The organism is Paenibacillus sp. RC67, from assembly GCF_030020805.1.
GTDB lineage: Bacteria > Bacillota > Bacilli > Paenibacillales > NBRC-103111 > Paenibacillus_S.
Map to the genome: position 1 here is coordinate 3,704,822 of NZ_CP125098.1, position 24,620 is coordinate 3,729,441.

The window sequence follows — 24,620 nt, forward strand, 5'->3', positions numbered from 1 at the left end:
GAGCAGTATGATAATAAAACATTCGGCAAAGGCTGCTGTTTCGGCACTGCTTGCGACTACGATGCTAACCGCTTGTGGAGGCAATGAAACCGCGCCTAAGGAATCAGGTGGCACCAATGAGAAACCGGAGACGATCAGCATTATTACCGAATTTAATACGTCAGAAGCACCAGGACCCGATAATCCGGTCCAAAAGGAGTTCGAGAAGCGGACCAATACGAAGCTGAACATTATGTGGACGTCTCCGAACAGCTTCAATGACAAAATCAATCTGGTTCTGGCGTCCGGGGATATGCCGGATTTGGTCAAAGTGCTTGATTTCAATAGTTCGTTAATGCGCCAGATGGTGGCACAGGGGGCATTCTGGGATCTGACTCCGTTCATTAAAGACTACCCCCATCTGATGGAGTATCCAAACTCGGTCTGGGAAAAAACAAAAATGAACGGTAAAAATTACGTTATTCCGTCCGTGCGTCCGTTGAATGGCGGGTCCGGGCTTCCGATCATCCGCAAGGATTGGCTGGAAAAGCTGAACCTCAAAGTTCCTGAGACATTGGACGACATGTACACAGTCATGAAAGCATTCGCGAACAACGACCCAGACGGCAACGGGAAGAAAGATACCATCCCGCTGATGCCGAGAAACGACTTGGGCTGGGTGGAAGGCGTACTGAATCACAGCAACGGCAAATGGAAGGTGCAGGACGGCAAGCTGATTGATACGACCTTCGAGCCGGGCACAAGGGAAGCTTTATTGTGGCTGAATAAGATCTATAAAGAGGGCTTCATGCCTGCGGATTATGCCATTATGAAGGAAACGCAATCCGAGGATTTGGTAAAAAACGGCAATGTCGGCATTTATCCGAATACGATCGAAGCGATCTGGAGAGTCCAGGCAGAGCTGATTAAGACGAACCCGGCAGCCAACTTCCTTCCGCTTAGTTATATGAGCTCTCCGGCCGGCAAATATGCGCCTTCAACTCCTGGGTTCAGTGGCGTATACTTGATACCGAAATCGGTTCCCGAAGCCAAGGTAAAAAAAATTCTCACTTTAATGGACTACGGCGCATCCGAAGAAGGCTTCCAGCTGGCATGCTTCGGCTTGCCGGATATTCACTTTACCACCGATAAGGACGGCTTCAAGATCGCGACAGAGCAGGCTTTCAAAGACAGCGTGTCACAAAGCTCGTTCGGCAAAATTTTCGAGCGTTACGACAAATACTTGTGGGCGTTCCGCACCGGTATGCCGAAGGAGCTGTTCGAGCGCAACAAAAAAATCATCGACGAGCGGGAGAAGGTCAGCATCGATGATCCTAGCGTAGGCCTCGTTTCTGAAACCTGGCTCAAAGCAGGGCCGGATTATACGAAGAAAATCAGCGATCTGAAGACCAAAGTGATTATGGGGCAGGAGCCTATCGAAGCGTGGGATGCGTATGTCGCCAAGCTGAAGGCGGACGCAACGTATATGAAAACAATCGATGAAATGAACCAGGCGTACCATTCGGTCAAAAAATAAAAAAAGGTACAACAAATGGCCATGCAGGTAAGTCTGCATGGCCGATTCTATCTCATTCCCAACGGGTCTTTGTGAAAGAAGGCGAAGAGGTTATTTACTTACAGAACCCTTTTTACTAAACAACAGTTTCCTTCGTTTCTGATGAATAAGTATCAAACGCTCGAATCCATTTGAATCGATTTACTTTTATGATAGCTACGAAGCATTTCAGAATTTGGTCCGATTTCAGGCAAATAAATGTAACCAATGGGGAAAGATTGAACACGAAAGCACACAGTGCCGAGGCCGGAAGAACAATCAGCCACATGAAAATGGTATCATTGTATAAAACAAATTTGGTATCCCCTCCGCTGCGTACAATTCCTGTTAATGAAGGCATCTGATAAGCAGTTCCGCACACAGTGATAGATAATACGGTCATGAACTGCAGAGCAAGGCCTCTTGCTTCTTCGGAAATGGTATAAAAGTCAAGGACATAATCCTTTGTAACAAACAGAGCAGCACCTGTACATAATCCAATAATGAGATACAGCATCTGCAGAGTCTTGGCGTAGGACATGATTTTATTCATATGCCCTTCACCAATCGTTTTGCCGATGACGACGGTAGTAGCGCTTGCCGAAGCAAAAACAACGACGGACACAATCTGGAAAATGGTTGTCGCTATGCTATTTGCCGCAATCGCAGCTGCGCCCATATGCCCCAGAATGGACGTCTGTGTCGCCATGGCAATCCCCCAGATAAAGTTGGACATTAGAATAGGGGAACCCAGCTTGATATACTGCTTGAATAATCCCATCTCGATTGTAAAGAAATCACGCAGCTTCAAATAGATTTTCCGGTCAAATCGCTTCACGAAGATGCAGACAATGATCAGTTCTATAATTCTTGCCGACAAGGTAGCAATGGCTGATCCCTGCACTCCCAGACTTGGAAAACCAAAATGTCCATAGATCAAAACATAATTCAGGCACACATTGATGATGAGCGTGGTCGAGGACAAAATAAAGCCGATCTTTACCGTCTCTACACTCCGTAATGTCGCAAGCAATATACTGGTAACGGAAAAAAATAGGTAGGAGTAGCAGATAATCTTCACAAATTTGGTTCCCTCAGCAATAACACTCTGATCATTAGTAAACAAAGATAGTAAGCTTTGAGGAAAGAAAAAGACCACAATCCACATAACCAAGCCAACAAGAATCGATAGGCGCATTCCTATGCTGGCAATCCTCTTAATCGATCCGATGTCATTTGCACCCCAGTATCTTGACGCCATTATGACCAGTCCCTCACTTACACCCATCACGAGCATTTGCAGCACAAACTGGATCTGATTGGCTATCGCAATACCGGATAACGCCGATTCACTGTATCCGCCGATCATTAAGTTGTCGGATAAGTTGACCCCAAAAGTAATAATGTTTTGTAAACCGATGATAAGGGTCAGTGTAAAAAATTTTTTGTAAAATGACGCCTCGCGCACAAATAAACTCATGAGCAGCACCTGTCTTTATCCTAGAGTTAATTCATTTGACTATGTGTACTTTACTGCTGGATCGCACTTTTATATAAGCAGCTTGAAGCTAACTTAGGCTATGATGCCTGAGGCCTGATATCCTAAGAAGGTGATATATATCCTCCTTTATTGTAACTGTAACCGATTTCTTACATTATAAAGATTCATCCCTTATAATGAAAAGGCATAATATGCTTAGGACATGAACTATTTGGCTAAAACATTGTGCAAACGACCGTGGCCTATGAGAAAAAAATTACAAGTCTTCCTATCGTCTACGTTTAATGACCTGATTGAAGAACGTCATGCCGCAGTACAAGCTGTACTTAAAGCTGGCCACATTCCTGCGGGAGAACAACAGCGACCGGAAGGGGATACCCCACCAGGGTACCGAAGTGATTTTACAAATTTTCAAGTTTCTCGAGAAACTCAAGACACCAGGACACCAGGACACCAGGACACCAGGACACCAGCGGTGTCTTTTTTCATTTAAAGAGGAGGTACCCAATATCATGTTTCCGCACAAAGCAAGTTCAAGCTCTTCTTTCTTTTCCTTCATGGTACTCTGTGTGAAACCAGCAAAAGAACAGTTTGATTTTTCCAATAACCCTATTGTGCGCGAAGAAACTTTTGATGTATGATCATTATATCTTAATCATTAAGTTAATGGAGGTTTCACTTATTCAACCTAACAAGATCGCTTACCTGCAGCAAGTAAAACAGCATAATATGGCGGCTATTCTGAAGCAAATATGGAGGATGGAGCAAGTATCGAGGATCGAGCTGGTTGAGCAAACCGGGCTGACCTCGGGTACGATCACCAATCTGACGCATGAATTAATCGAGCTTAGAGTGATCCGCGAGAAGGAATCCGTCTCCGGACATGTCGGGCGCAAAAGAGTCATGTTAGGCTTCGACCCCGGTTACTACCGCATGATTGGACTTGACATAGGTCGATCCTCCTTTGAAATCGTGGTTACGGATGTATGCGGCACGATTCTGAAGATAGTTGAACGTGAAATCCCGCAGCCGAGCGGGCCTGATATCGTTGAGCGTGAAATACTGCCTATCCTTCAGACCATCAAGGAAGAAGCGGAGCAATCGGGCTGCTGTATTCTCGGCTTAGGCGTCGGGGTGCCCGGACCTATTAACTACAGCAAGGGGACACTGTTGAATCCGCCGAATTTTCCAGGCTGGAACGGCTACGAGCTGCGCCAGGTATTGGAGGAGCAGTTGCAATGGTTAATTGTAATAGAAGATGATGCACGTACATCTGCTCTGGCCGAAAGCTGGTACGGTATAGGCCGGAACGTGGAGGAGCTTGTATTGATTACCATGGGAATTGGCATTGGCGGTGGCGTTGTATCCGGCGGCGAGATCGTACGGGGGACGAACGGGCTGTGCGGTCAGGTTGGACATATGACCCTTGTGCACGATGGCCAACGGTGCGATTGCGGGAACATGGGATGCTGGGAAACGGTTGGCTCCATACCGGGAATATTGGGGCGATGGGCGAACGAGGGTACGATGGATGAATTTATCGCAGCCGTGCGAAGAGGAGAGCAAGGAGCTGTACATTGTATGGAAGAGACGCTCCATTATTTGGAGACGGCTTTGATCAATGTGTATAACCTGTATGATCCGCAATTGGTTGTGCTTGGAGGAAAATTGCTTCCATACGTGAAGGACTATTTGCCGTCGGTACAGTCCAACTTGCAGAAACGGGTGTACGCCTTTGCGAGAGAGAGACTGATGCTGAGAACATCTACCTTCGGGGCATCCCAAAGCGCTTATGGTGCGACCGCTCTGCTGCTCGGATATTTGCTGAGCGAACCGCTAATGCTGCTATCAGACCGGAGTCCTGCAAGCTTGGATGGCAGCAAGCAAGATCTATGAGAAACGTGAAGATGGAGTTTTGCCATAGGCAGAACTTCTTTGCAGTTATTTATCTTAATCATTAAGATAATATGATAAATGGAACGGGGGTTGCCAGTATGAGCATGTCTTACCTGGATTTATCACATTCAACCGTTGTTTATTCAAGTGAAGCAACAGGAGCGGAAGCCAAGGCAGTCGATGTCCTGATTGAGGAACTGGCAAAGCGGACAGGAATTCTTTTGCCACGCTTGCATAGTTATCCAGCCAAGGTAGAATCCGTGATTGTAATAGGGACAGCCGATTCCATGGCGCGGATAGGAGGTGTTCTATTACCTGATCCCATTCCGACACTAGAACCGGAGGGGTATATGCTGCGAAGTGTCATGAGCAAGCGAAGCCGTGCGGTCTATATCATTGGCGCTGATGCTCGCGGAGTTCTTTACGGAGTAGGCAAGCTCCTTCGTATCCTGCAATGGGCAGAGAATAAGATTGGATTAGGAATCGAGCTTAACTTGACTGAGGCTCCACGCTTCCCCCTTCGGGGACATCAGCTCGGCTATAGACCCAAAAACAATGCCTACGACGCCTGGAGCGTAGAGCAGTTTGATCAATACATCCGGGATCTGGCTATATTCGGCACCAACAGCATCGAACTATTGCCGCCGAGAACAGATGATGAGGCTAGAAGTCCGGTAATGAAGGTCGAGCCTATGGAGATGATGATTCGCCTATCCGAGATCATCGATTCCTATGGACTCGATACATGGATTTGGTATCCGAACATCGGTGGGGACTACACGGATCCGATAACTATTGAGACGGAATTGGCAGAACGTGAAGCTATTTTCAGCACGATACCGCATCTTCAGCATGTGTTTATTCCTGGGAGCGATCCTGGGAATATGGAGCCCGAGCCCCTCTTCTCATGGTGCGAGAAAGTAGCGAAGCTTCTCCATCGTTACCACCCTGACGCCAAGCTATGGCTATCACCCCAAATCATGAATGACGATCCGATGCGATGGAAGAACGCCTTCTATAAACAGTTGAACACGGAGCCTGATTGGCTCGGAGGCATTGTATTTGGTCCCCATGTAGACGAGACGCTACCTGCATTGCGCAGCATCGTCCCATCCCGGTACCCGATACGCCGCTATGAAGACATCACTCATAGCTTTCATTGTCAATATCCAGTCGCCGACTGGGATGTTTCATTCGCCGTAACCTTAGGCAGGGAATGCGCCAATCCTCGCCCGTCCGCACAAAAACACATTCATAATCTTCTGGCATCCTATACAGTTGGCAATCTTTCTTATTCGGAAGGCATCAACGACGACGTGAACAAATTCGTTTGGAACGGTCAGGACTGGAACCCTGAGACGCCGGTAATCGAGACATTGCGGGAGTATGCTAGATGGTTCATCGGTTGTAATCAGGAGGAAGGAGTAGCGCAAGGATTACTCGCTCTGGAAAACAACTGGGTTGGTCCCTTGGCAGCCAACGACAGTGTGGAGGTGACTCTGCTTCAGTGGCAGCAGATGGAGAAGGAGGCCAGCTCGCGAGCGCGGAACAACTACCGATTTCAGATGGGCCTGCTGCGCGCTTATTTCGATGCTTACACGAAGAGGCGGCTGTTCTACGAAACCGAGCTGGAGTATCGAGCCAAGGAAGCCCTGCGAGAAGCGGAGAGCTTGGGAGCATTGGCAGCCGTACAGCTTGCCGACCAGATTCTTGACCGTGCCGTAACCGAGCCTGTCGCCCAAGATTATCGCAGGCGCTGTGAGGAGCTGGCCGATGCCTTGTTTGCATCGATAGGATATCAATTGACGGTTTCCCGGCATTTCGCCATTGCCCGGGATCGAGGCGCGTTTATCGATACGATTCAAGCGCCGTTGAACGATGCTTGCTGGCTGCGCGTCCGATTCGCTATGATCCGCGAAGAGTCCGAAGAATCGAGTCGGCTCGAGAGGATCAGCGAAATGCTGAATCGGGCCAATCCGGGGCCGGGAGGCTTTTACGACAACTTCGGGTCAAGACGCAGCAGCCGTCGAGTGGACTGGGGACTGGGATGGGAGAGAGACCCTGGTTCTTTGTCATCACCAAGAATCGCGCACGCCGTCTATTTGGCGTCCGGAAGCCTTTCTGAAGCGAAGGAGAAGGAGCTCGGAGGTATCCCGCTCGCTTGGATTCAGCACGTGAATGTAATGCTGGACACCCCACTTATCTTATACTATGAGAACCTCAGCCCCACGACCGATTACAAGATGAAAGTCGCTTTTCTCGGGGAGGTTGGAACCGGAGCTCATAAGACAGCTCACGTAAGGATTACGGCTAATGATGATCACTTAATCCTAGAGAGTGTACAGGTACCGGGCGGAACAGTGACTCTGTGTGAAGCTGTCCTTCCGAGAGAAATTGCGCGTGAGGGAGTACTGAAACTAACCTTCCTGCGTACGCAAGGGACCAAGCGCTTAAATGTAGCGGAGCTATGGTTAACCCCTATGACATGACTATTATTCTTAATCATTAAGAAAACAGTATAGGAGGAAAGTCACCTTGACCTGGCTTGCCGGAATCGATATTGGCGGAACCAAATGTGCAGTTTGTCTGGGAGAAGTAACCGCTTCTGAGGTTCGTATCGCCGCTAGACGAAGCTTTCCAACCGGTAATACAACGCCTTCCTCGGCTATCCATAGACTGATAACAGCTTTGGATAACCTGCTGCTGAAACAAGGATCTCCGGATTTGCACGCTCTTGGAATCAGCTGCGGCGGGCCGCTCGACAGCAGGCGAGGGCTCATACTATCCCCACCTAATTTGCCCGGATGGGACAGCATCGACATTGTCCGACCGCTGCGGGAGCATTACGGCATCTCTGTCGGTCTGCAGAACGACGCTAATGCATGCGCTTTGGCAGAATGGAAATGGGGAGCTGGGAGAGGCACGCAAAATATGATATTCCTTACCTTCGGAACCGGCATGGGCGCAGGACTCATTCTAAATGGAGCGCTCTATAGCGGAACCAATGACATGGCGGGAGAAATCGGGCATATGAGGCTGGAAGCAAGCGGACCGGTTGGCTATGGGAAAGCCGGCTCCTTCGAGGGATATTGCAGCGGGGGCGGTATCGCCAAGCTGGCGCAGACGATTGCCCGTAAGGAGCTGCGCAAAGGGGGGAAGCCCTTGTTCTGTCCGGAGCCGGGGCTGCTAACTGCCATTACCGCACAGAAAGTGGGCGAAGCTGCAGAGCAGGGAGATCCAACGGCGATCAAGCTCTGGGGCATCGTAGGGAAGCAGCTCGGCAGAGGGCTCGCCGTACTTGTGGATCTGCTGAATCCCGAGTTGATAGTCATCGGCAGCATTTACGGCCGTCAGCAGCCATTGCTTGAGCCCCTGGTCATGGAAGAGCTGCAGCGGGAAGCATTGACGTATTCGATGTCCGTATGCCGGATCGTCCCTGCACAGCTGTGCGAACAAGTAGGGGATTATGCTAGTCTTTCGGTTGCCTACAGCCTGCTCTCCTCCTAGATAGCGGCTCAATTAGCGTCATAAAGGATAAAAAAAGCGAAATATCAGCAAATGAGCATGAACTCATCTAATGATTATCGTTCTTCTGAAGGCCTGTTTGACCGGAGATTAGGATCTTGTCGGTTAAAGATTATAGACTGAACAACAAACTGCGGACTATGATGAGCTCGTAACCGGAAAGAGGGGAGGTTAAACTAATCGAAAGCAATGTAAAAGTACTGAGAGCAAGAAGCATGCGTCTATCTATTCAAAGAACGATCGGCAAAGACGTATGGCTGTATTTGATGATGCTGCCCGGGCTGTTGTTCTATCTGTTATTCAAGTATTTGCCCATGTGGGATATGCTAATCGCGTTCAAGGACTATCAGCCTGCGTTGGGATTCTGGGGAAGCCGTTGGGTCGGTCTGGAGCATTTCGAGCGATTTTTCTCTGATCCGATTTTCTGGCAGTTGTTCCGCAACACCGCTATTTTGGCGGTCTATAACATCGTGCTGTTTTTTCCTCTTCCTATTATTGTCGCGCTGCTTCTGAATGAACTGCGGATTCAATGGTTTAAGCGAACGGTGCAAACGCTCATCTATATTCCACACTTCTTCTCCATCGTCGTTGTTGTGGGGATTACTTATGTTATGTTCACGACGGAAGGCGGGATTGTCAATGAAGCGGTCAGCAGTCTCGGTGCGGATAAGATTAACTTTCTGACGGAGCCGGAATGGTTTCGACCGATGGTTACGCTGCAGGTCATATGGAAAGAAACGGGATACGGCACGATCATCTTTTTGGCGGCGCTTGCGGGAGTCGACCCGTCCTTGTATGAAGCTTCCAAAATCGACGGGGCAAACCGGTGGCACCAGCTCTGGTATATTACGATGCCTGCGATTAAGAGCACCATCGTCATTCTGCTCATCCTTCGTCTCGGGAACTTCCTGGACACCGGATTTGAGCAAATGCTCCTTATGATCAACGCGCTGAACCGCGAAGTGGGCGAGGTGTTCGACACGTACGTCTACATCAACGGGATCACACAGGGGCAATTCAGCTATTCGACCACGGTAGGCTTGTTTAAATCGGTTGTCGGCTTGATCTTGGTCGTCACGGCGAACTACATTGCCCGCAAATTGGGGGAGGAAGGCGTATATTAGATTTTGAAAAAGGAGGTGTACCCGATTGCGCAAACGCTCTATCACAGGCACGGTATTCGATATCGGCAACTATGCTCTTCTAACCCTGCTCGCATTGCTAACCCTGTTTCCATTCCTACATATCCTGGCTGGTTCGTTAGCTTCGCCGACGGAGGTGCTGCAGAGCAAGTTCATTCTGTTTCCCAAGGAGCTTTCCTTTGAAGCGTACCGGTACATTTTTTCCGAAAATACGCTGCTTCGCAGCTTGTTGATTACCATTTTCATTACGGTCGCCGGCACACTGATTAACATGGCAATGACGCTGTCCATGGCCTATCCGTTATCTCGCAACGTAAAAGGCAAGCGGACGATCATGCTGCTCGTCGTGTTCACCCTACTGTTCGGCGGCGGAATCATTCCCAGCTTTCTGGTGGTCAAGTCGCTAGGTCTGCTAAATACGTACTGGTCCTTATGGCTGCCTGGTGCGATACATTCTTTTTATATGATCATCCTGATCAACTTCTTCAAGCAGTTGCCTGTTGAATATGAAGAATCCGCCAAAATCGACGGGTGCAACGACCCGACCCTGCTGTGGAAAATCGTGATTCCTCTGTCGCTTCCGGCAATCGCAACCTTTTCCTTGTTCTATGCAGTAAGTCATTGGAACACCTTCTTCAGCGCCTTGCTTTATATCAATGACTCGCATAAATGGCCGATTCAAATCTTGCTGCGGCAAATTGTCATCATGTCGTCGGGCGGCATTGGGGATGCGAGCTACGCCTCGGAATCCGCTTACGTGATCCCGCCGCAAACGGTCAAAATGGCAGTGATCGTTGTCGCCACGCTTCCTATTATTATGGTGTATCCTTTTTTACAAAAACACTTTGCCCAAGGTGTACTATTAGGGTCAATTAAAGGATAATAAAAATATGAGAGTCGAAAGGAAGAACCGCCATGAAAAAACAAGCTACGGCCGTTGCATGCGCGTTAGTTTCACTGTCCATGGTTGTTGTAGGGTGCAGCGGAGGAGGGCAGGGGAGTCCGGCTGGAGAGGCTGCGGCAACCAAAGCCCCGTCCTCGTCAAATGCGCCAGAAGGTCAGAAAGCACCGCTAAAGCTGAGCATTATGGCTACTTATTACACGCCGCAGCCACCCAATAACCAGAGTGATATATGGAAAAAACTGCAGGAGATGACGAACACCCAGATCGATATGACTTGGGTACCGCGCTCGGCCTACGACGATAAAGTCAGCGTATCGATCGCTTCCAACGATCTCCCACAAGGTGCTGCTCGCACTGAACTCATCCTCCCCGCCCTTGGTGAATGCGATTAAATCGGGACTATTCTGGGAAATTGGGCCTTATCTCAAAGATTATAAAAACTTGAGCAACTTAAGCAAAGTCCAATTTGAAAGCACGAAAATACAGGGGAAAACGTACAGCTTATACCGGGCAAGGCCTCTCGCGCGTTTCGGCGTCACGTTCCGCAAAGATTGGCTGGATAATCTCAATCTGAAGGAGCCGAAAACTCCCGAGGAAATGTATGAGGTGATGAAAGCGTTTACCAGAAATGATCCTGACAAGAACGGCAAAGACGATACTTACGGCGTGCTAGCCTTTAAAGACGGGCAAGGTTATTTAATTCCCCATATCGCATCATGGTTCGGCGCACCTAACGATTGGAAGGAAGAGAACGGGCAGTTTACTCCTTCCTTTATGACTAACGAATATTTTGAGGCATTGAAATATATTAAGAGATTATATGACGAGAAACTGATGAATCAGGACTTTGTCGTGACGGAAGAGCAGCAGATGAACTCGCTGTATAACCAAGGCAAGGCTGGAATTAACTTGGGGCTGTTTGATGACGTGGGCAAATCGCAGCTGGAGCTCAGGAAGATCAATCCCCAGGCTAAAGTCGGTATCCTCGATACGATAACGGGGCCAAAGGGCCAACGCATCTGGTCTCAGCCGGGCTATACGGGCGTGTTCCTATTCCCGAAATCGTCGGTAAAGACGGAAGCGGAGCTCAAGCAGATATTGGCTTTCTTCGATAGGCTCCAGGAACCGGATGCCGTTAATTTGCTGACCTGGGGAATCGAAGGCAAGCAATACAAGCTGACGAATGGGCAAGCGGAAAAAATCGTCTCCGACGACGCATTTAACAACGATACGCTGGGACTGGGCGAGCTTCGCATCGATGACGGCTCTAAGGAGTTAATATTGACAGGGGAGGACCCACTGACTACAAAAGGGAAGCAGCTGATCAAGGACAACGTAAAAATAGTTGTGACAAATCCGGCGTTGAGCCTCTATTTCGAATCTCCAACCTGGAGCCAAAAAAGCAATGAGCTAAAGAAAATCGTTTCCGACGGTGCCGTCAAATTCATTATGGGCAAAATCGACGAAGACGGATGGAAAAAGGTGCAGGAGGACTGGAAGAAAGCGGGAGGCGATAAAGTGCTGACCGAATTCGCCGACATTTTCGCCAAATCCAAAAACAAATAACCAATCGGCAGGAGTGTTAGAGCTTGAGTAGAGGAACTGCATATCCATCGGAAAGACGCTTCTTCAAGGATGAAAGAACTGGGGTGGAAGGGGTGCAGCTGACTTCCATTCCCGGCATCCATATCAAATTGTATTTTCATGTCAATGCTTTCACACCAGATTCGAATACGCTAGTGTTTCAGTCGTTTTCCGAAGCTTGCCGGGATTCCAAGGTCGATATTTTCAAAGTCAACGTCGATGGGCGTGGATTGACTCAGCTAACAGATGCCGCCGAAGCGGGCAGCCCCGTTGTCTCACCTGATGGCCAATGGCTGTATTATATGTGCCACGGCGAGCTGCGCAGGGTATCTATGACGGACTATCGAGAAGATACGATAGGCTATATCGATGGAATCCTGCCTTCCACAGGGCTAAGCAGCAACACGGCAGGTACGACTATTAATGCGAGCATGAGCGGCGACGGCTCCGTGTATTTTACGGATGCTACTCTGCGCAACGGCCGAAGAGCCATTCTACGATATACAACGGACGGTCAGGAAGCCGGCATTATTTATGAATCCGATTCCATAACTCACACACAGTGCGAGCCATCGGACGCCAATGTAGTCGCCTTTCAGCACGGGCCGGATGAGCTGTACAGGAACATCTGGCTGGTGAACAGCGACGGCACTAACGCGAGGCCCTTGAATCTTCCTTATGGCAACGGTCATTGGATGTGGCTCGGGAATACCAAGAAAATCATGACGAATCTGGAGAAGCAGTATAACGGGATCGCCATAATGGGCGAGAACGACGAGGAACCGGAGATCATAGCTACAGGAGAGCATTTCTGGCATGCGGCCAGCAGCCGTGACGGCCAATGGATCGTATCCGACACCAGTTGGCCTGACCACGGAATACAGCTCATTCATGTCGGGACCAAGAAATTCAAACCGTTATGCTATCCCGAGAGCTCCAATTCTCATCCGCAATGGTCGCACCCGCATCCATCGTTCAGCCCTGACGGCAAGTATGTGGTCTATAATTCTGACCGAACGGGAACAGCCCAAATGTATATCGTCCGCATCCCGGATCAGCTGAGAAAAGAACTGCAAGGGTAACTTTTCAAAAGAATGAAATCCTATTTTGGTAGGTGAAACAGCAGATGGATAAGCTCAATATAGGCATAGTTGGGCTGCGATTCGGCAGCACGGTGATTGAGGAGATGCTGAAAGGGGAGGGCGGACGCCGCTTTCGGATTCATGCCGTATGCGATATCGATGCTTCGAAAATGAAAGCATGCGCCAGAAAGTATGGAGCGAAGCCGTATGGTTCTCTGGAGAGCCTCCTTGCCGATCCGGAGGTTCAAGTGATCGGGTTATTTACGCCGCCAGCGGGGAGAGCCGAACTGATTGATCGGATCATAAGCTCCGGGAGAGATGTTATGACGACAAAGCCGTTTGAGCTGGACCCGCAAAAAGCGCTGGATATTCTTAAAAAGGCCAACCGCTTGAAACGGGTTGTACATCTAAACTCTCCGAGTCCGTTGTGGCACGATACCCTTCGGTACATTCAAGCCTGGAGGGAGAAATACAACCTCGGTATTCCCGTTGGCTGCCGATCGGATATATGGGTTAATTACCATGAACAGCCGGACGGCGGATGGTACGACAATCCGGAGCAATGTCCCGCTGCGCCGATATTCAGGCTCGGCATTTATATCATTAACGATATAGTCCGCCTTTTCGGCCCCGCTGAACAGGTTGCCGTAATGTGCTCGCGCTTGATTACGGAGCGACCGACAGCGGATAACTCGCAGCTGAGCCTGCGTTTTAGAAATGGCGCTATAGCCAATATTTTCGGCAGCTTTTGCGTTGATGACAGTCAAAGGTATAAGTCGCCGATGATCTTGAATTTCCAGCATGGCACGATCTATGGCAATGTGCTGCCCAAGCGGGACGGTGAGCCGAGCCGGCTCCTCCTCGTCACCAAGGACCGGGCAAGCGGGGAGAGAGTGACAGAAGAAGTAGAAGTGATAGGCGACTCGGGAGCTTATCAATGGGACGCGTTGGATCGAGCCGTACGCGGAAGACAAGCAAATGATGACGAGTACATCCAGGATATCGTTGAAGGAATCAAGATCATCCAAGCTATGAGCAAATCCGACAAAACCGGCAGGATCGTGCAGATTGGGGATAACGAATGAAGCTTGGGGTTGGATTATACGGAAATAACGGTGGTCATCAAATTCAGGGAGAGTTGAACGACCATCCCGATGCTCAGGTCGTCGCCATTGCAGGCATGGACATTCAGCAGCTTACTCCCGAGCAGCAAGCGGATTCCAGCATCCGGGTGTACGACACATTAGAAGCTATGCTTACGGATGAACGAGTTCAGATCGTTTCTCTTTGTTCGCCAATAAGGGCAAGACAAGCGGATGAAGCGATTATGTGCATGAACCAAGGGAGGCATGTATACGCTGAGAAGCCTTGCGCCATGAAGGAAAGCGATATCGATCGATTAATAGAGACGTCTAGAGCAACGGGATGTCAATTCCGGGAAATGGCGGGAACCGCGTTCCAACAACCGTATCTGGCCATTCGGCAATTGGTTCGGTCGGGCGCTATCGGAGACGTTGTGCAAGTATTTGCCCAAAAGTCGTATCCGTCCCATGACGGGCGTCCGCAGGATGAAACGATAGACGGCGGGCTTATTGGCCAGAACGGCATCCATGCCGTTAGATTTATTGAGCATGCCGCCGGAGTAAAGATCAAGCATGTTACAGCTGTAGAGACGCGTCTGGGTAATCCCAGAGCAGAGGGAATGCTGCCCATGGCGGCAAGCTTAGTGATGGAGCTAGCAAACGGAGGCGTTGCAAGCAGTATTATCAATTACTTGAATCCTCAAGGCACGGGGTGCTGGGGCAACGATCACCTGCGTATCTTCGGAACTGAAGGAATGATTGAGAGTACTGACGGAGGCGCCCGAACCAGACTGGTCATTGGAAATGCCGATAAAGGTCCTCTGGAGCTCGAGGAGCCCGTATACAGCTACTTCGATCTTTACATGAAGAGCCTTCTCGGTCACGCCGAGATGCCGTTGACGCTGGAAGAAGAATTGCACTGCACCCGAGTGGTGCTGAGAGCCAAGACATCCGCACAAGCTGCATGCACAGTACAACCAACTGTAAATCCAATGAAATCATTAAGGGAGTGAGTCTATGGCAAGGGGTCAAACCTATCCATCCGAACGGCAGTTTTTCACAGATGACAGAACAGGTGTTCGAATAACAAAGCTAACCGCATTTCCGACGGTTAATAGCAAGCTGTATTTTCACATCAACGCGTTTACGCCGGATTCCAATACGTTGGTGTTCAAATCGTACCAGTATGCCAAGCGCGATTCCAGAGTGGATGTATTCAAAGTAAATACGGATGGAATGGGACTGGCACAGCTAACGGACCGTCCGTACGTAAACGGCGCTATGGTGTCTTATGACGGTAACTGGCTGTACTTTGTGGACGAAGGATATTTTCGCAGAGTCTCCATGCACACGTACGAGGAAGAAACGATCAGCTATTTAGAACCACTAACCTGGTTCGCCGAATCCGCGAGCATGACTTATGATGATAAGCAATATTTTGTGGAAGCCACATTAAAAAACGGCAGGCGCGGCATTGCAAGGTTTACTACGGACGGGAAGGAGGCCGAGGTGCTGTTCGAGCATTCCGACATCACGCATACCCAGGTAGAGCCGACGGAAGGGAAGGTCATTGCCTTTCAGTGTGGACCGGATCAGCAGAATCGGAACATCTGGCTCATCGATAGCGATGGCAGCAATCTTCGCCCGCTGGAACTGCCGTACGGAAACGGACATTGGATGTGGATCGGCGGTACCAAACAGATCATGTCCAATCTGGAGAAAGAATTGCAGGGCATCGCAGTGATGTCCGAGGGTGACGCAGCCCCTGAGATGTATGTTCATGGCGAGCATTATTGGCACGCCTCCAGCAGTATGGACGGACAATGGATGGTATCCGATACGAATTGGCCCGATCACGGTATTCATCTGATAAATGTCGCAACGAAAAAGCACAAGGTCTTATGCTATCCCAACAGCTCGTCATGCCATCCGCAATGGACCCATCCGCATCCTTCCTTTAGCCCGGATGGTAAAATGATCGTTTATAACTCGGATGTAACAGGTATTCCGCACATCTATTTGGCTGCAATTCCTGACGAAATGCTGGAGGAGCTTGCACGTTAATTGACAGCAGACTTGAAGTCTCGAGAACGGGATCTTGTTCCGCGAGCTGGAGGTGAACCATGAAGAACGGCCGTTTTACATATTTTAAACGATTGTTTTTGTTCTGTATCTTGATTGGCTTAATTCCCGTCATGGCACTGGGTTATTTTTCCTATGCAAAAGCTTCCCAGCTCTTACTGGATAAGGCGTACCGCAGTGACAGGGAGATCGTTGAGCAAACGCAGCTTCGATTCGAACAAAAGCTCAAAATGATCGATAACGCACAAGGCCAAATCACCAACTCGCCTTTGGTCCTCGACGCTATGGAGCAAGAACTCGACCGCGAAGACTATCAGTCGTACGACAAATTAATGCAATCGCTATACCGGCTCCAGCTTTATGAGTACGGGTTGTCAGATGTCTATCTGGTGAATTTCAGCAAAAATTGGATTCTGAGCAGCGCAGGTAAAGAGTCCTTGAAGGAGAGCGGATTGAACTCTACTTTCACTGATTATGCCGACAGCGGAAGGCTGTTTTTCTGGACCGTATTTCGCCCGTCCCATACGGTGAATGCCAACCCTTCCGTGCGGAGTATGGCTACTGTCAAAACGATTCCGATCAACTCCTTGCATCCGCTGGGAATTCTTGTTGCCGTCCTGCCCAGCCAGGAGTTGAATAAAATGATTCCCGCAGGCAACGAGTCCAGTGAAATGTTCGTTCTCAATGAACAATATCAGATTATTGCGGCAAGAAATCCGGACTGGATTGGCAAGGATATGTCAGGCGAGCCGTACATGGAGACGATAAAGCAAGAACGTGTGGAGGCAGGTCAATTCCAATCCAACCAAGACAACCACGGCATTACATACCGCAAGTCGAACTACAATGGGTGGATATATGTTTCCAAGACGAACATAAGCGAGATTACCAAGGAATCCAAAGCGATCGGCTGGGTGACGATTTCCATCTGCTTGGCGGTGCTGCTATTGGTTCTTGCCGCCTCCTTTGTCGGAACGCGCAGGCTATACAGCCCGGTTCGCAAGCTGTATAATCTCGTATCCGATTCGTCCGAAATACGCGGCAGCTCCGCCGGAAGCGACGAATTTTACTGGATCGAAAAAAACATGCACATGCTCATGGGAAAGGAAAGCCGCATGAGACAGCAGGTTCAGGACTTTTGGGTGCATAAATTACTGCAGGGAGCAGTCAGATCCAAGGAAATAACAGATCGCATCGAGGGTGACGAGCTGACAGGCTGGAATCAACTCCAGGTCCTGTGCGTCCGCATTGATACTTTGGACGGTACGAACTATACGGACCGGGACCGCGATCTGCTCATCTTTGCCGTCAATAACATGGCGGGGGAGATCATTCCCCACAAGCTCCGGTTGAATCCGGTGGTGATAAGTGACTTTCAAGTGACCTTGCTGGGAAGTCATTTGGAGCACCCAGAAGAATGGAAGAAGGACGTTTACGGATGGGCCGAAGAGCTTCAACGCGCCGTGGCAGCGTATTTGCATCTGAAGATCAGCGTAGGCATCAGTCTACTGTTCAACGAGTGGTTAGATGCCCCCAAAGCATTCCGCGAGGCGAAGGAAGCCCTGTCCTGCGGGATGCGCCTGGATCAACAGTCCATTGTGTTCCTGGAAGACATCCAGTTTGAAGCCGTGGATTCTCACGTCACTTATCCGCAGCAAATCGTCCATGAACTCTTCGATCATATCAAGCTGTTGGAGGAAGAACGTTGCCGTCAGCTGCTGGATGAATTTATGGCCTTTACTACCCGTAAAGCGATTAGCCAACAGGAATTTCAACTGCTATTGATCAGGCTACTGGCAGATTTGATGCGCTTCTTACAGGAGCAGGGAGCCAATTTAAACGACATCGTTCCTCAAGACAAAGCTGTAGTGAATGAGATTCTAGCCTTGAAATCGAACAAAGAAATCGCTATCTGGCTGCAAACGACGATTCTACAACCGCTCATGATCTATATCGAAAATCGCAGAGAGCTTCTCCAGACCAAAATATCCGATCAGATGCTGGCACTCATTCACCAAGAATACGATTCTCCACTGACTTTGGAATCCTGCGCTGCCAAGCTGAATTATCACCCTGAATATATCAGCCGCGTTTTCCGCAAGGAAACCGGATTCGTCTTCAGTGATTATTTATCGAGACACAGACTTCATATGGCCAAGAAGCTGCTGGTCGAAACCAGCATGACCGTTACCGAAATATCAGAGAGGCTCATGTACAATATGCCGCAAAATTTCATTCGCTACTTCCGTAAAATGGAAGGGATAACACCTAAACAATACAGGGATTTAAGTCAAATGAAGAGTGAGAAGGATACTTCCGCTCCTAAGGCGGCAGGCGGAAGCCCCTAGAGCAATCAAAACCGAGTTAGATTAGGAGGTATCTAGCATGGATAACCAAGAAGCTGCGACTGGCCGTCAGCTGCACATGATTGGCAATGCCCATCTCGATCCTGTATGGCTGTGGAGGTGGCAGGAGGGATTTGCGGAAATAAAGGCGACGTTCCGCTCGGCGCTGGACCGGATGAAGGAATTTCCGGAATTCATATTCACCTGCGCCGGAGCGGCTTACTATCGGTGGATCGAAGAAAATGCGCCGGATATGTTCGCCGAATTGCGCCAAAGGGTGGCGGAAGGGCGCTGGGTGATCGTAGGGGGCTGGTGGATTCAGCCCGACTGCAACCTGCCCGCCGGGGAATCGTTCGCGCGCCATGCTCTGTACAGCCAGCGCTATTTCCTTCAGAAGTTCGGGGTCATGGCCAAGGTCGGCTACAATGTCGATTCGTTCGGCCATCACGGTATGCTGCCGCAAATCCTGAAATTAAGCGGCATGGATTACTATGTGTTCATGCGGCCGGAGGAGCATGAGAAGGCGATGAAGTCGAACCTGTTCTGGTGGCAAAGCCAGGATGGCAGCAGAGTCCTGGCATATCGCATTCCTAAAGGTTACACAACCCGTCCGACAGACGGCGTAATAGAAAAAATTAAAGCGCTAAACGAGGTCATGCAGGAGCAGAAGACCGATCAAATGTGCTTCTATGGCGTAGGTAATCATGGAGGCGGGCCAACCATCGCCAACCTTCATGAAATCCGATCCGCACAGGAGAAGCTTGGGGCGAAGGCGGTTGCGCACAGCTCGCCCAACGCGTATTTCGAACGCCTCACTAGGGGCGATAATGCAGCGGATCTCCAGCAGCTCCCGCTTATCCAGGAGGACCTTCAGCACCACGCGAGCGGCTGCTACTCGGCACATTCCGAGACGAAAGCAAGCAACAGGGAAGCGGAGCATCGACTGCTTACTGCGGAAAAGTGGGCTGCTGTAGCGCACCATATGTTGAAGCTGCCATATGATTCAAATCGGCTGCAGGAAGCATGGGAGTGCGTCATGTTCAATCAGTTCCATGACATCCTTGGCGGATGCAGCATCAAGGAAGCGTATCAGGATGCCAGAGAAGGCTACGGTCACGCGCTTCATATCGGCGCCGAAACCCTGAATGCAGCCATGCAAAAAATATCGTGGTCCATCGGTACCATGCGCCCCGGCATTGTCTCACTTACAAGAGATAAAGATCGAACGCTGTGGGAGCAGAATGATTTGGGCGTCCCGTTCGTCGTGTTTAACCCGCACTCCTGGGAGGTGACGGCTCCAGTTCAAATTCCCCAGCAAATGAAAGGGGTCACAGACGAAGCGGATATGCCGCAGCCGATCCAGCAGGTACGTGCTTCGCGGACGAACGGGGGAGATAAATACGACACGTTATTCCTCGCGCAAGTGCCGGCGATGGGCTTTCGGGTGTATTGGATCTACAGGGAGCAAGCGAAGCTTCAGACCGGCGCCAACACGGATTGCGAATTATCCGCTACCCCAACAACGCTCGAGAACCGGTTCATCCGTCTGGAGATTGAGCCGTATACCGGCTACGTGAAACGGCTGTTCGACAAACGTAACGGTGTAGATGTGCTGGCTGCAGCAGGAGCCGTCCCCATTATTATCGATGAGCATAACTGCGACACCTGGGCGCATGGAGCATTTTCATTTCGCAACGAAATAGGCAAATTTACAGACGCTGAAGTAAAAGTCATCGAAGCTGGGCCGATTCGAGCTTGGCTGCGGGTGACGAGCTGGTATGGCCGATCGGTGCTGCGGCAGGATTTCATGCTTCACAAGGACCGACCGGATGTTCTGGTTAGAGTCAAACTGGATTGGCAGGAGCGGCACAAAATGCTCAAGCTGTCGTTTCCCGTACGTGTCAATAGCCCGATGGCTACCTACGAAATCCCATTCGGTACCATCAAAAGGCCGGTCAATGGCGAAGAGGAGGCGGGTCAGCAATGGCTGGATGTCACGGGAACCTTGCCGGAGCTAGGACAACCGTACGGATTGGCGCTGTTGAACAATGGCAAATACAGCTTTGATGTCAAAGACAACGACCTCCGAATGACGCTCGCGCGCGGTGCGATTTATGCCGACCATTACGGACAGCGCGACGAGATGTGCGAGTATATGGATCAAGGGATCCAGGAATTTGCTTATTCGCTGGTTCCTCACCAAGGCGCTTGGCAGGATGCCGGTATTGTCAGGAAAGCCTATGAGCTGAGCGTCCCATTGGGCTCCGTAATCGAAACGTATCACGAAGGCGCTTTGCCGCAGCGCTATGAAGGTATTAGCATTACTTCGGATCAGGTTCTGGTATCTGCATTCAAAAAGGCGGAAGCGGCGGACGGCTATATCCTGCGCTGCTATGAAACGAGCGGGCAGGCCGCTTCAGCTATGATAGAAATTCCCATGCTGGGCCGTACATGGACAGCAGCGTTCGGCAAGTGCGAGATCAAGACGTTCTTCGTTCCTCTGGACTCGAAGCAAGAGATCACGGAGACTAATTTATTGGAATTATGATGGCAGCCATTCATTTTTCTATTAGCTTAATGAATAAGATAAATCAAGATACATTGACTTTATTGGAGGCGTTCGAATGCTGTTAACTTACGAAAAACTCAGCCGAAGACTGCGCGAATTCGATAAGTATCGCTATAACCGCTCGAGGAGTATCCCTAAGTTCCACTTCTGGATGGACGATCATGCAGACATTGAGGCCCTCCCTCCAATGGAAGCCGAATGGCGCGAGATGTTGATCGGTGAGCGCTGGGGAGGATGGGACGTTACCGCATGGCTTAGAGCGGAGGTAACGCTTCCTTCCGAATGGCAGGGGAAGCCGGTGGTCGGTCTGTTCGATTTCGGCAAAACCGGTTCCGGGCACAATTCCGGGTTCGAATCGCTGCTTTATTTGAACGGTTCTCCGTTCCAGGGCGTAGGGACGTATCATCAGGAGGTATTTTTCCCTGAAGAGCTGATCGGTCAGAAGGTTGAGCTGTTATTTAAAGTATGGAGCGGCTTAAGCGGCGGGCAGGGCCGGGTGGAGCAATGGCATCAACTGCAAAAATCCGAGCTGGCAGTACTGGAAACCGAAGCAGACGATCTGTATTATACTGCGACTGCGGCATTGCAAACGGTCAAAGTACTTCATGAAAACCGTTGGGAGCGCCAGGCGATTCTTAAAGCGCTGGATCGCGCTTTTTTGCTCATCCAATACCGGTATCCGGGAAGCGATTCGTTCTACGATAGTGTAGGAGAGGCAAATCGCAAGCTCAAGGAAGAGCTGGCGAGCATACCGAAGCTGAATGAAGTGACGGTGCGGTGCATCGGCCATACACATATCGATGTAGCTTGGTTGTGGCGGCTGAAGCACACCAGGGAGAAGGTGGCCCGTTCTTTCTCCACCGTGCTGCGCTTAATGGAGCAGTATCCCGAATACACGTTTATTCAAACGCAGCCGCAGCTCTACGATTATATCGAACACGACTACCCAGAACTGTTTGCCCGTATCAAAGAAAGAGTGAAAGAAGGGCGATGGGAGGCCTCCGGTGCAATGTGGCTGGAGTCGGATTGCAATATCCCTTCAGGGGAATCGCTGGTGCGGCAGCTGCTATACGGTATGCGCTACTATGAGCAAACCTTCGGCGTGAAATGCGAATATTTATGGCTTCCTGACGTCTTCGGCTACAGCTGGGCTTTGCCGCAAATTTTGAAAAAGTGCGGATTGCGTTATTTTATGACGACCAAAATCAGTTGGAATGTATACAACCGTTTCCCGCACGATACGTTTTACTGGCGCGGAATCGACGGAAGCGAGATCCTAACACATTACATTACAACGCCAGACCCCGGGATGAGAGAGGATGCCTTTCCCAAATCGTATACTTACAACGGCCAAGTGCTGCCGGAGACAGTAAACGGGATATGGAACAACTACCGCGACAAGGAAGTGAACGACGAGCTGCTGCTTTCCTTCGGATGGGGCGATGGCGGTGGAGGCCCGACGAGAACGATGCTGGAGATGCGCCGAAGACTGGAGGAAATGCCTGGTCTACCGAAGGTGACAATGGGACGCGCGGATACCTTCTTCCAGGCTTTAGAGCAAAAGGTGAAAAGCACGGACCGCTATGTCCACCGTTGGGACGGTGAGTTGTACTTGGAGCTGCACCGCGGGACTTATACCTCACAGGCTTATGTCAAAAAAATGAATCGGCACATGGAGAACAAGCTGCGTGACGCGGAAGTGATCTCGACCTTTTTCGGCTCGGTGAGCGACTTTGCCACTTACCCGAAACAACAGCTCGATGCCAGCTGGAAAATCGTCTTGCGCAATCAATTCCACGATATATTGCCTGGCTCCTCGATTCCTGAAGTGTACGAGGATTGTCATGTCGAATACGCAGAAGCGGAGCAGCTGGCCGAACGCTCGCTCCAAGACAGCCTGCTTGGCTTGTCCTCAAGTGTGCAGACAGGAGGACAGCCCGGCTGGCTGATCGTCAACACGCTGCCGTGGAGCCGTGACGAGCTGATCGAACTGTCATGGGACAATAGCTTCAACGGTAAACAGTGGCGAGATGCTTCCGGCAATCTGCTGTCTGTGGAGCGGGTGAACCATCCTCAAGGAGATATGCTGCAGCTGCACGTTAAGAACATACCTGCGCTGGGTTATACATCGATTCACAACGAAGACGTCGCAGACGGAGAACAAGTCGCTGGAAGAAGCGAAGCACGGTCTGACGCCGGCTCTGATGCACCTGCAAGCGCAGCGAGTCAAATCTCCTTGGATATATCGGACAGACAGATGGCGACGCCTTTTTATGATATCGAATGGAATGCGTCCGGCCAGCTGACCAAGCTGTACGACAAACGAAGAATGCGGAACCTGATTGCCGACGGCGAAGTCGCGAACCGCTTCGATGTGCATGAAGACAAACCGACGGCCCATGATAACTGGGAAATCGATATTTTTTATTACGAGAAAACCTATGTCGTGACAGACCTGCAATCTGTAGAGCTTGTTGAGAACAACTCGCAGAAGGCTGTCCTCCGATTCAAATGGTATTACGGCGAGACCGTGCTGAAGCAGGACATGATCGTATACGCCGACAATCCGAGAATCGATTTCTCCACCTGGGTCGATTGGAGAGAGCGCGAGCAGCTCCTCAAGGTCGCGTTCCCGGTCCGCGTACGAGCAGCGACGGCAACGCATGAAATCCAATTCGGCAACGTGCAGCGTCCGACGCATTGGAACACCAGCTGGGACTTTGCACGGTTTGAGACCTGCGCCCACCGGTGGATCGACCTGTCCGAACGCGGCTGCGGCATCAGCTTGTTGAACGATTGCAAATACGGGCATGACGTACGAGATCATGTCATGAGGCTGACGCTGATCAAATCATCCAATATGCCGGACCCGACCTGCGATTTAGGCGAGCATACATTTACTTATGCGATTCTGCCGCATGAGGGCGATTGGTTCGCGGCAGGTACGGTACAGCAAGCGCATCGGCTGAATATTCCTGTAACCGTCATCCCGCTGCGCGAACAAGGGAATGAAGCTCCAGCCAACCCGCTTCCGGCTGAGCTGAGCTTTCTCAACACCGGCAGCGATCATGTCGTCATCGATACCGTGAAACGAGCGGAAGATTCCAACGACTGGATCGTGCGCTGTTACGAATATGCAGGGAAACGCGGGGAGGCTCGATTTACAACGCATTTTGCCATCGGTCAGGTAGAAGAGGTGAACCTGCTTGAGCAGGTAGGAGAGGACGTCCTTCATGAGCGTCATCAATTCCAAGCTTTCTTCTCGCCTTATGAGCTGAAGACTTTCCGCATCCGACTTGGATGAGCCATGTAGTATGAGATTTGACGGAAGTAACACAGCAGTAGCAAAGATCAGGGGAGGAGCGGGAACGGGT

The 24,620-nt window shown here is 50.3% G+C and carries 17 protein-coding genes and 1 pseudogene; 17 read left to right on the top strand and 1 reads right to left on the bottom strand.

Translation table 11 applies throughout. From position 1 onward, the window contains the following. Nucleotides 1-7 precede the first annotated feature (7 nt). A complete protein-coding gene (locus QMA13_RS16955; RefSeq protein ID WP_282942801.1) occupies nucleotides 8-1,516 on the top strand; it encodes an extracellular solute-binding protein in 1,509 nt (502 codons plus the stop codon). A 115-nt stretch (nucleotides 1,517-1,631) separates the two neighbouring features. On the opposite strand, the gene QMA13_RS16960 is transcribed toward QMA13_RS16955, so the two are convergent. After that, nucleotides 1,632-3,014 carry an MATE family efflux transporter gene (locus QMA13_RS16960; RefSeq protein ID WP_282942802.1) on the bottom strand — a complete coding sequence of 461 codons (1,383 nt, stop codon included), beginning with the start codon at nucleotides 3,012-3,014 and terminating at the stop codon, nucleotides 1,632-1,634. Nucleotides 3,015-3,279: 265 nt separating this feature from the next. Between QMA13_RS16960 and QMA13_RS36395 the strand changes: the two are divergent. The 16 genes and pseudogenes from QMA13_RS36395 to QMA13_RS17040 all read left to right on the top strand — a co-directional run. Then, a pseudogene (locus QMA13_RS36395) lies at nucleotides 3,280-3,396 on the top strand (DUF4062 domain-containing protein); the annotation flags it as partial. A 151-nt stretch (nucleotides 3,397-3,547) separates the two neighbouring features. Then, on the top strand, nucleotides 3,548-3,676 hold the full coding sequence (locus QMA13_RS16970) for a hypothetical protein (protein WP_282942804.1): 129 nt from the start codon (nucleotides 3,548-3,550) through the stop codon (nucleotides 3,674-3,676). Then, the gene (locus tag QMA13_RS16975) at nucleotides 3,669-4,931 is read left to right on the top strand and encodes an ROK family protein (RefSeq protein WP_282942806.1); all 1,263 of its coding nucleotides are present in this window, start codon (nucleotides 3,669-3,671) and stop codon (nucleotides 4,929-4,931) included. Before QMA13_RS16970 ends, QMA13_RS16975 begins: the two co-directional genes overlap by 8 nt. A gap of 98 nt (nucleotides 4,932-5,029) precedes the next feature. Beyond that, on the top strand, nucleotides 5,030-7,420 hold the full coding sequence (locus tag QMA13_RS16980) for an alpha-glucuronidase family glycosyl hydrolase (RefSeq protein WP_282942807.1): 2,391 nt from the start codon (nucleotides 5,030-5,032) through the stop codon (nucleotides 7,418-7,420). A gap of 46 nt (nucleotides 7,421-7,466) precedes the next feature. Beyond that, complete coding sequence (locus tag QMA13_RS16985; protein ID WP_282942809.1) at nucleotides 7,467-8,438, top strand: ROK family protein; 972 nt, start codon at nucleotides 7,467-7,469, stop codon at nucleotides 8,436-8,438. Between the two features lie 233 nt (nucleotides 8,439-8,671). Then, entirely contained in the window at nucleotides 8,672-9,580 is a 909-nt protein-coding gene (locus QMA13_RS16990) for an ABC transporter permease (RefSeq protein WP_282942811.1), read from the top strand. Nucleotides 9,581-9,605: 25 nt separating this feature from the next. Next, the gene (locus QMA13_RS16995) at nucleotides 9,606-10,481 is read left to right on the top strand and encodes a carbohydrate ABC transporter permease (protein ID WP_282942813.1); all 876 of its coding nucleotides are present in this window, start codon (nucleotides 9,606-9,608) and stop codon (nucleotides 10,479-10,481) included. 80 nt (nucleotides 10,482-10,561) lie between these two features. After that, nucleotides 10,562-10,894, top strand: coding sequence for a hypothetical protein (locus tag QMA13_RS17000; RefSeq protein ID WP_282942814.1), 333 nt, complete (start codon nucleotides 10,562-10,564; stop codon nucleotides 10,892-10,894). Beyond that, entirely contained in the window at nucleotides 10,881-12,068 is a 1,188-nt protein-coding gene (locus QMA13_RS17005) for an extracellular solute-binding protein (protein ID WP_282942817.1), read from the top strand. The genes QMA13_RS17000 and QMA13_RS17005 overlap by 14 nt, the downstream gene beginning before the upstream one ends. Nucleotides 12,069-12,091: 23 nt before the next feature. Then, entirely contained in the window at nucleotides 12,092-13,168 is a 1,077-nt protein-coding gene (locus QMA13_RS17010) for a hypothetical protein (RefSeq protein WP_282942818.1), read from the top strand. A gap of 44 nt (nucleotides 13,169-13,212) precedes the next feature. Next, nucleotides 13,213-14,253, top strand: coding sequence for a Gfo/Idh/MocA family protein (locus QMA13_RS17015; protein WP_282942819.1), 1,041 nt, complete (start codon nucleotides 13,213-13,215; stop codon nucleotides 14,251-14,253). Next, complete coding sequence (locus QMA13_RS17020) at nucleotides 14,250-15,263, top strand: Gfo/Idh/MocA family protein (protein ID WP_282942821.1); 1,014 nt, start codon at nucleotides 14,250-14,252, stop codon at nucleotides 15,261-15,263. Before QMA13_RS17015 ends, QMA13_RS17020 begins: the two co-directional genes overlap by 4 nt. A gap of 4 nt (nucleotides 15,264-15,267) precedes the next feature. Then, nucleotides 15,268-16,314 (top strand): oligogalacturonate lyase family protein, encoded by a 1,047-nt coding sequence (locus tag QMA13_RS17025; protein ID WP_282942823.1) that lies wholly within the window; start codon nucleotides 15,268-15,270, stop codon nucleotides 16,312-16,314. Nucleotides 16,315-16,373: 59 nt separating this feature from the next. Then, complete coding sequence (locus QMA13_RS17030) at nucleotides 16,374-18,680, top strand: helix-turn-helix domain-containing protein (RefSeq protein ID WP_282942824.1); 2,307 nt, start codon at nucleotides 16,374-16,376, stop codon at nucleotides 18,678-18,680. A gap of 37 nt (nucleotides 18,681-18,717) precedes the next feature. After that, on the top strand, nucleotides 18,718-21,225 hold the full coding sequence (locus tag QMA13_RS17035; protein WP_282942826.1) for an alpha-mannosidase: 2,508 nt from the start codon (nucleotides 18,718-18,720) through the stop codon (nucleotides 21,223-21,225). A 76-nt stretch (nucleotides 21,226-21,301) separates the two neighbouring features. Continuing rightward, complete coding sequence (locus QMA13_RS17040; protein WP_282942828.1) at nucleotides 21,302-24,550, top strand: alpha-mannosidase; 3,249 nt, start codon at nucleotides 21,302-21,304, stop codon at nucleotides 24,548-24,550. Nucleotides 24,551-24,620: the final 70 nt, after the last annotated feature.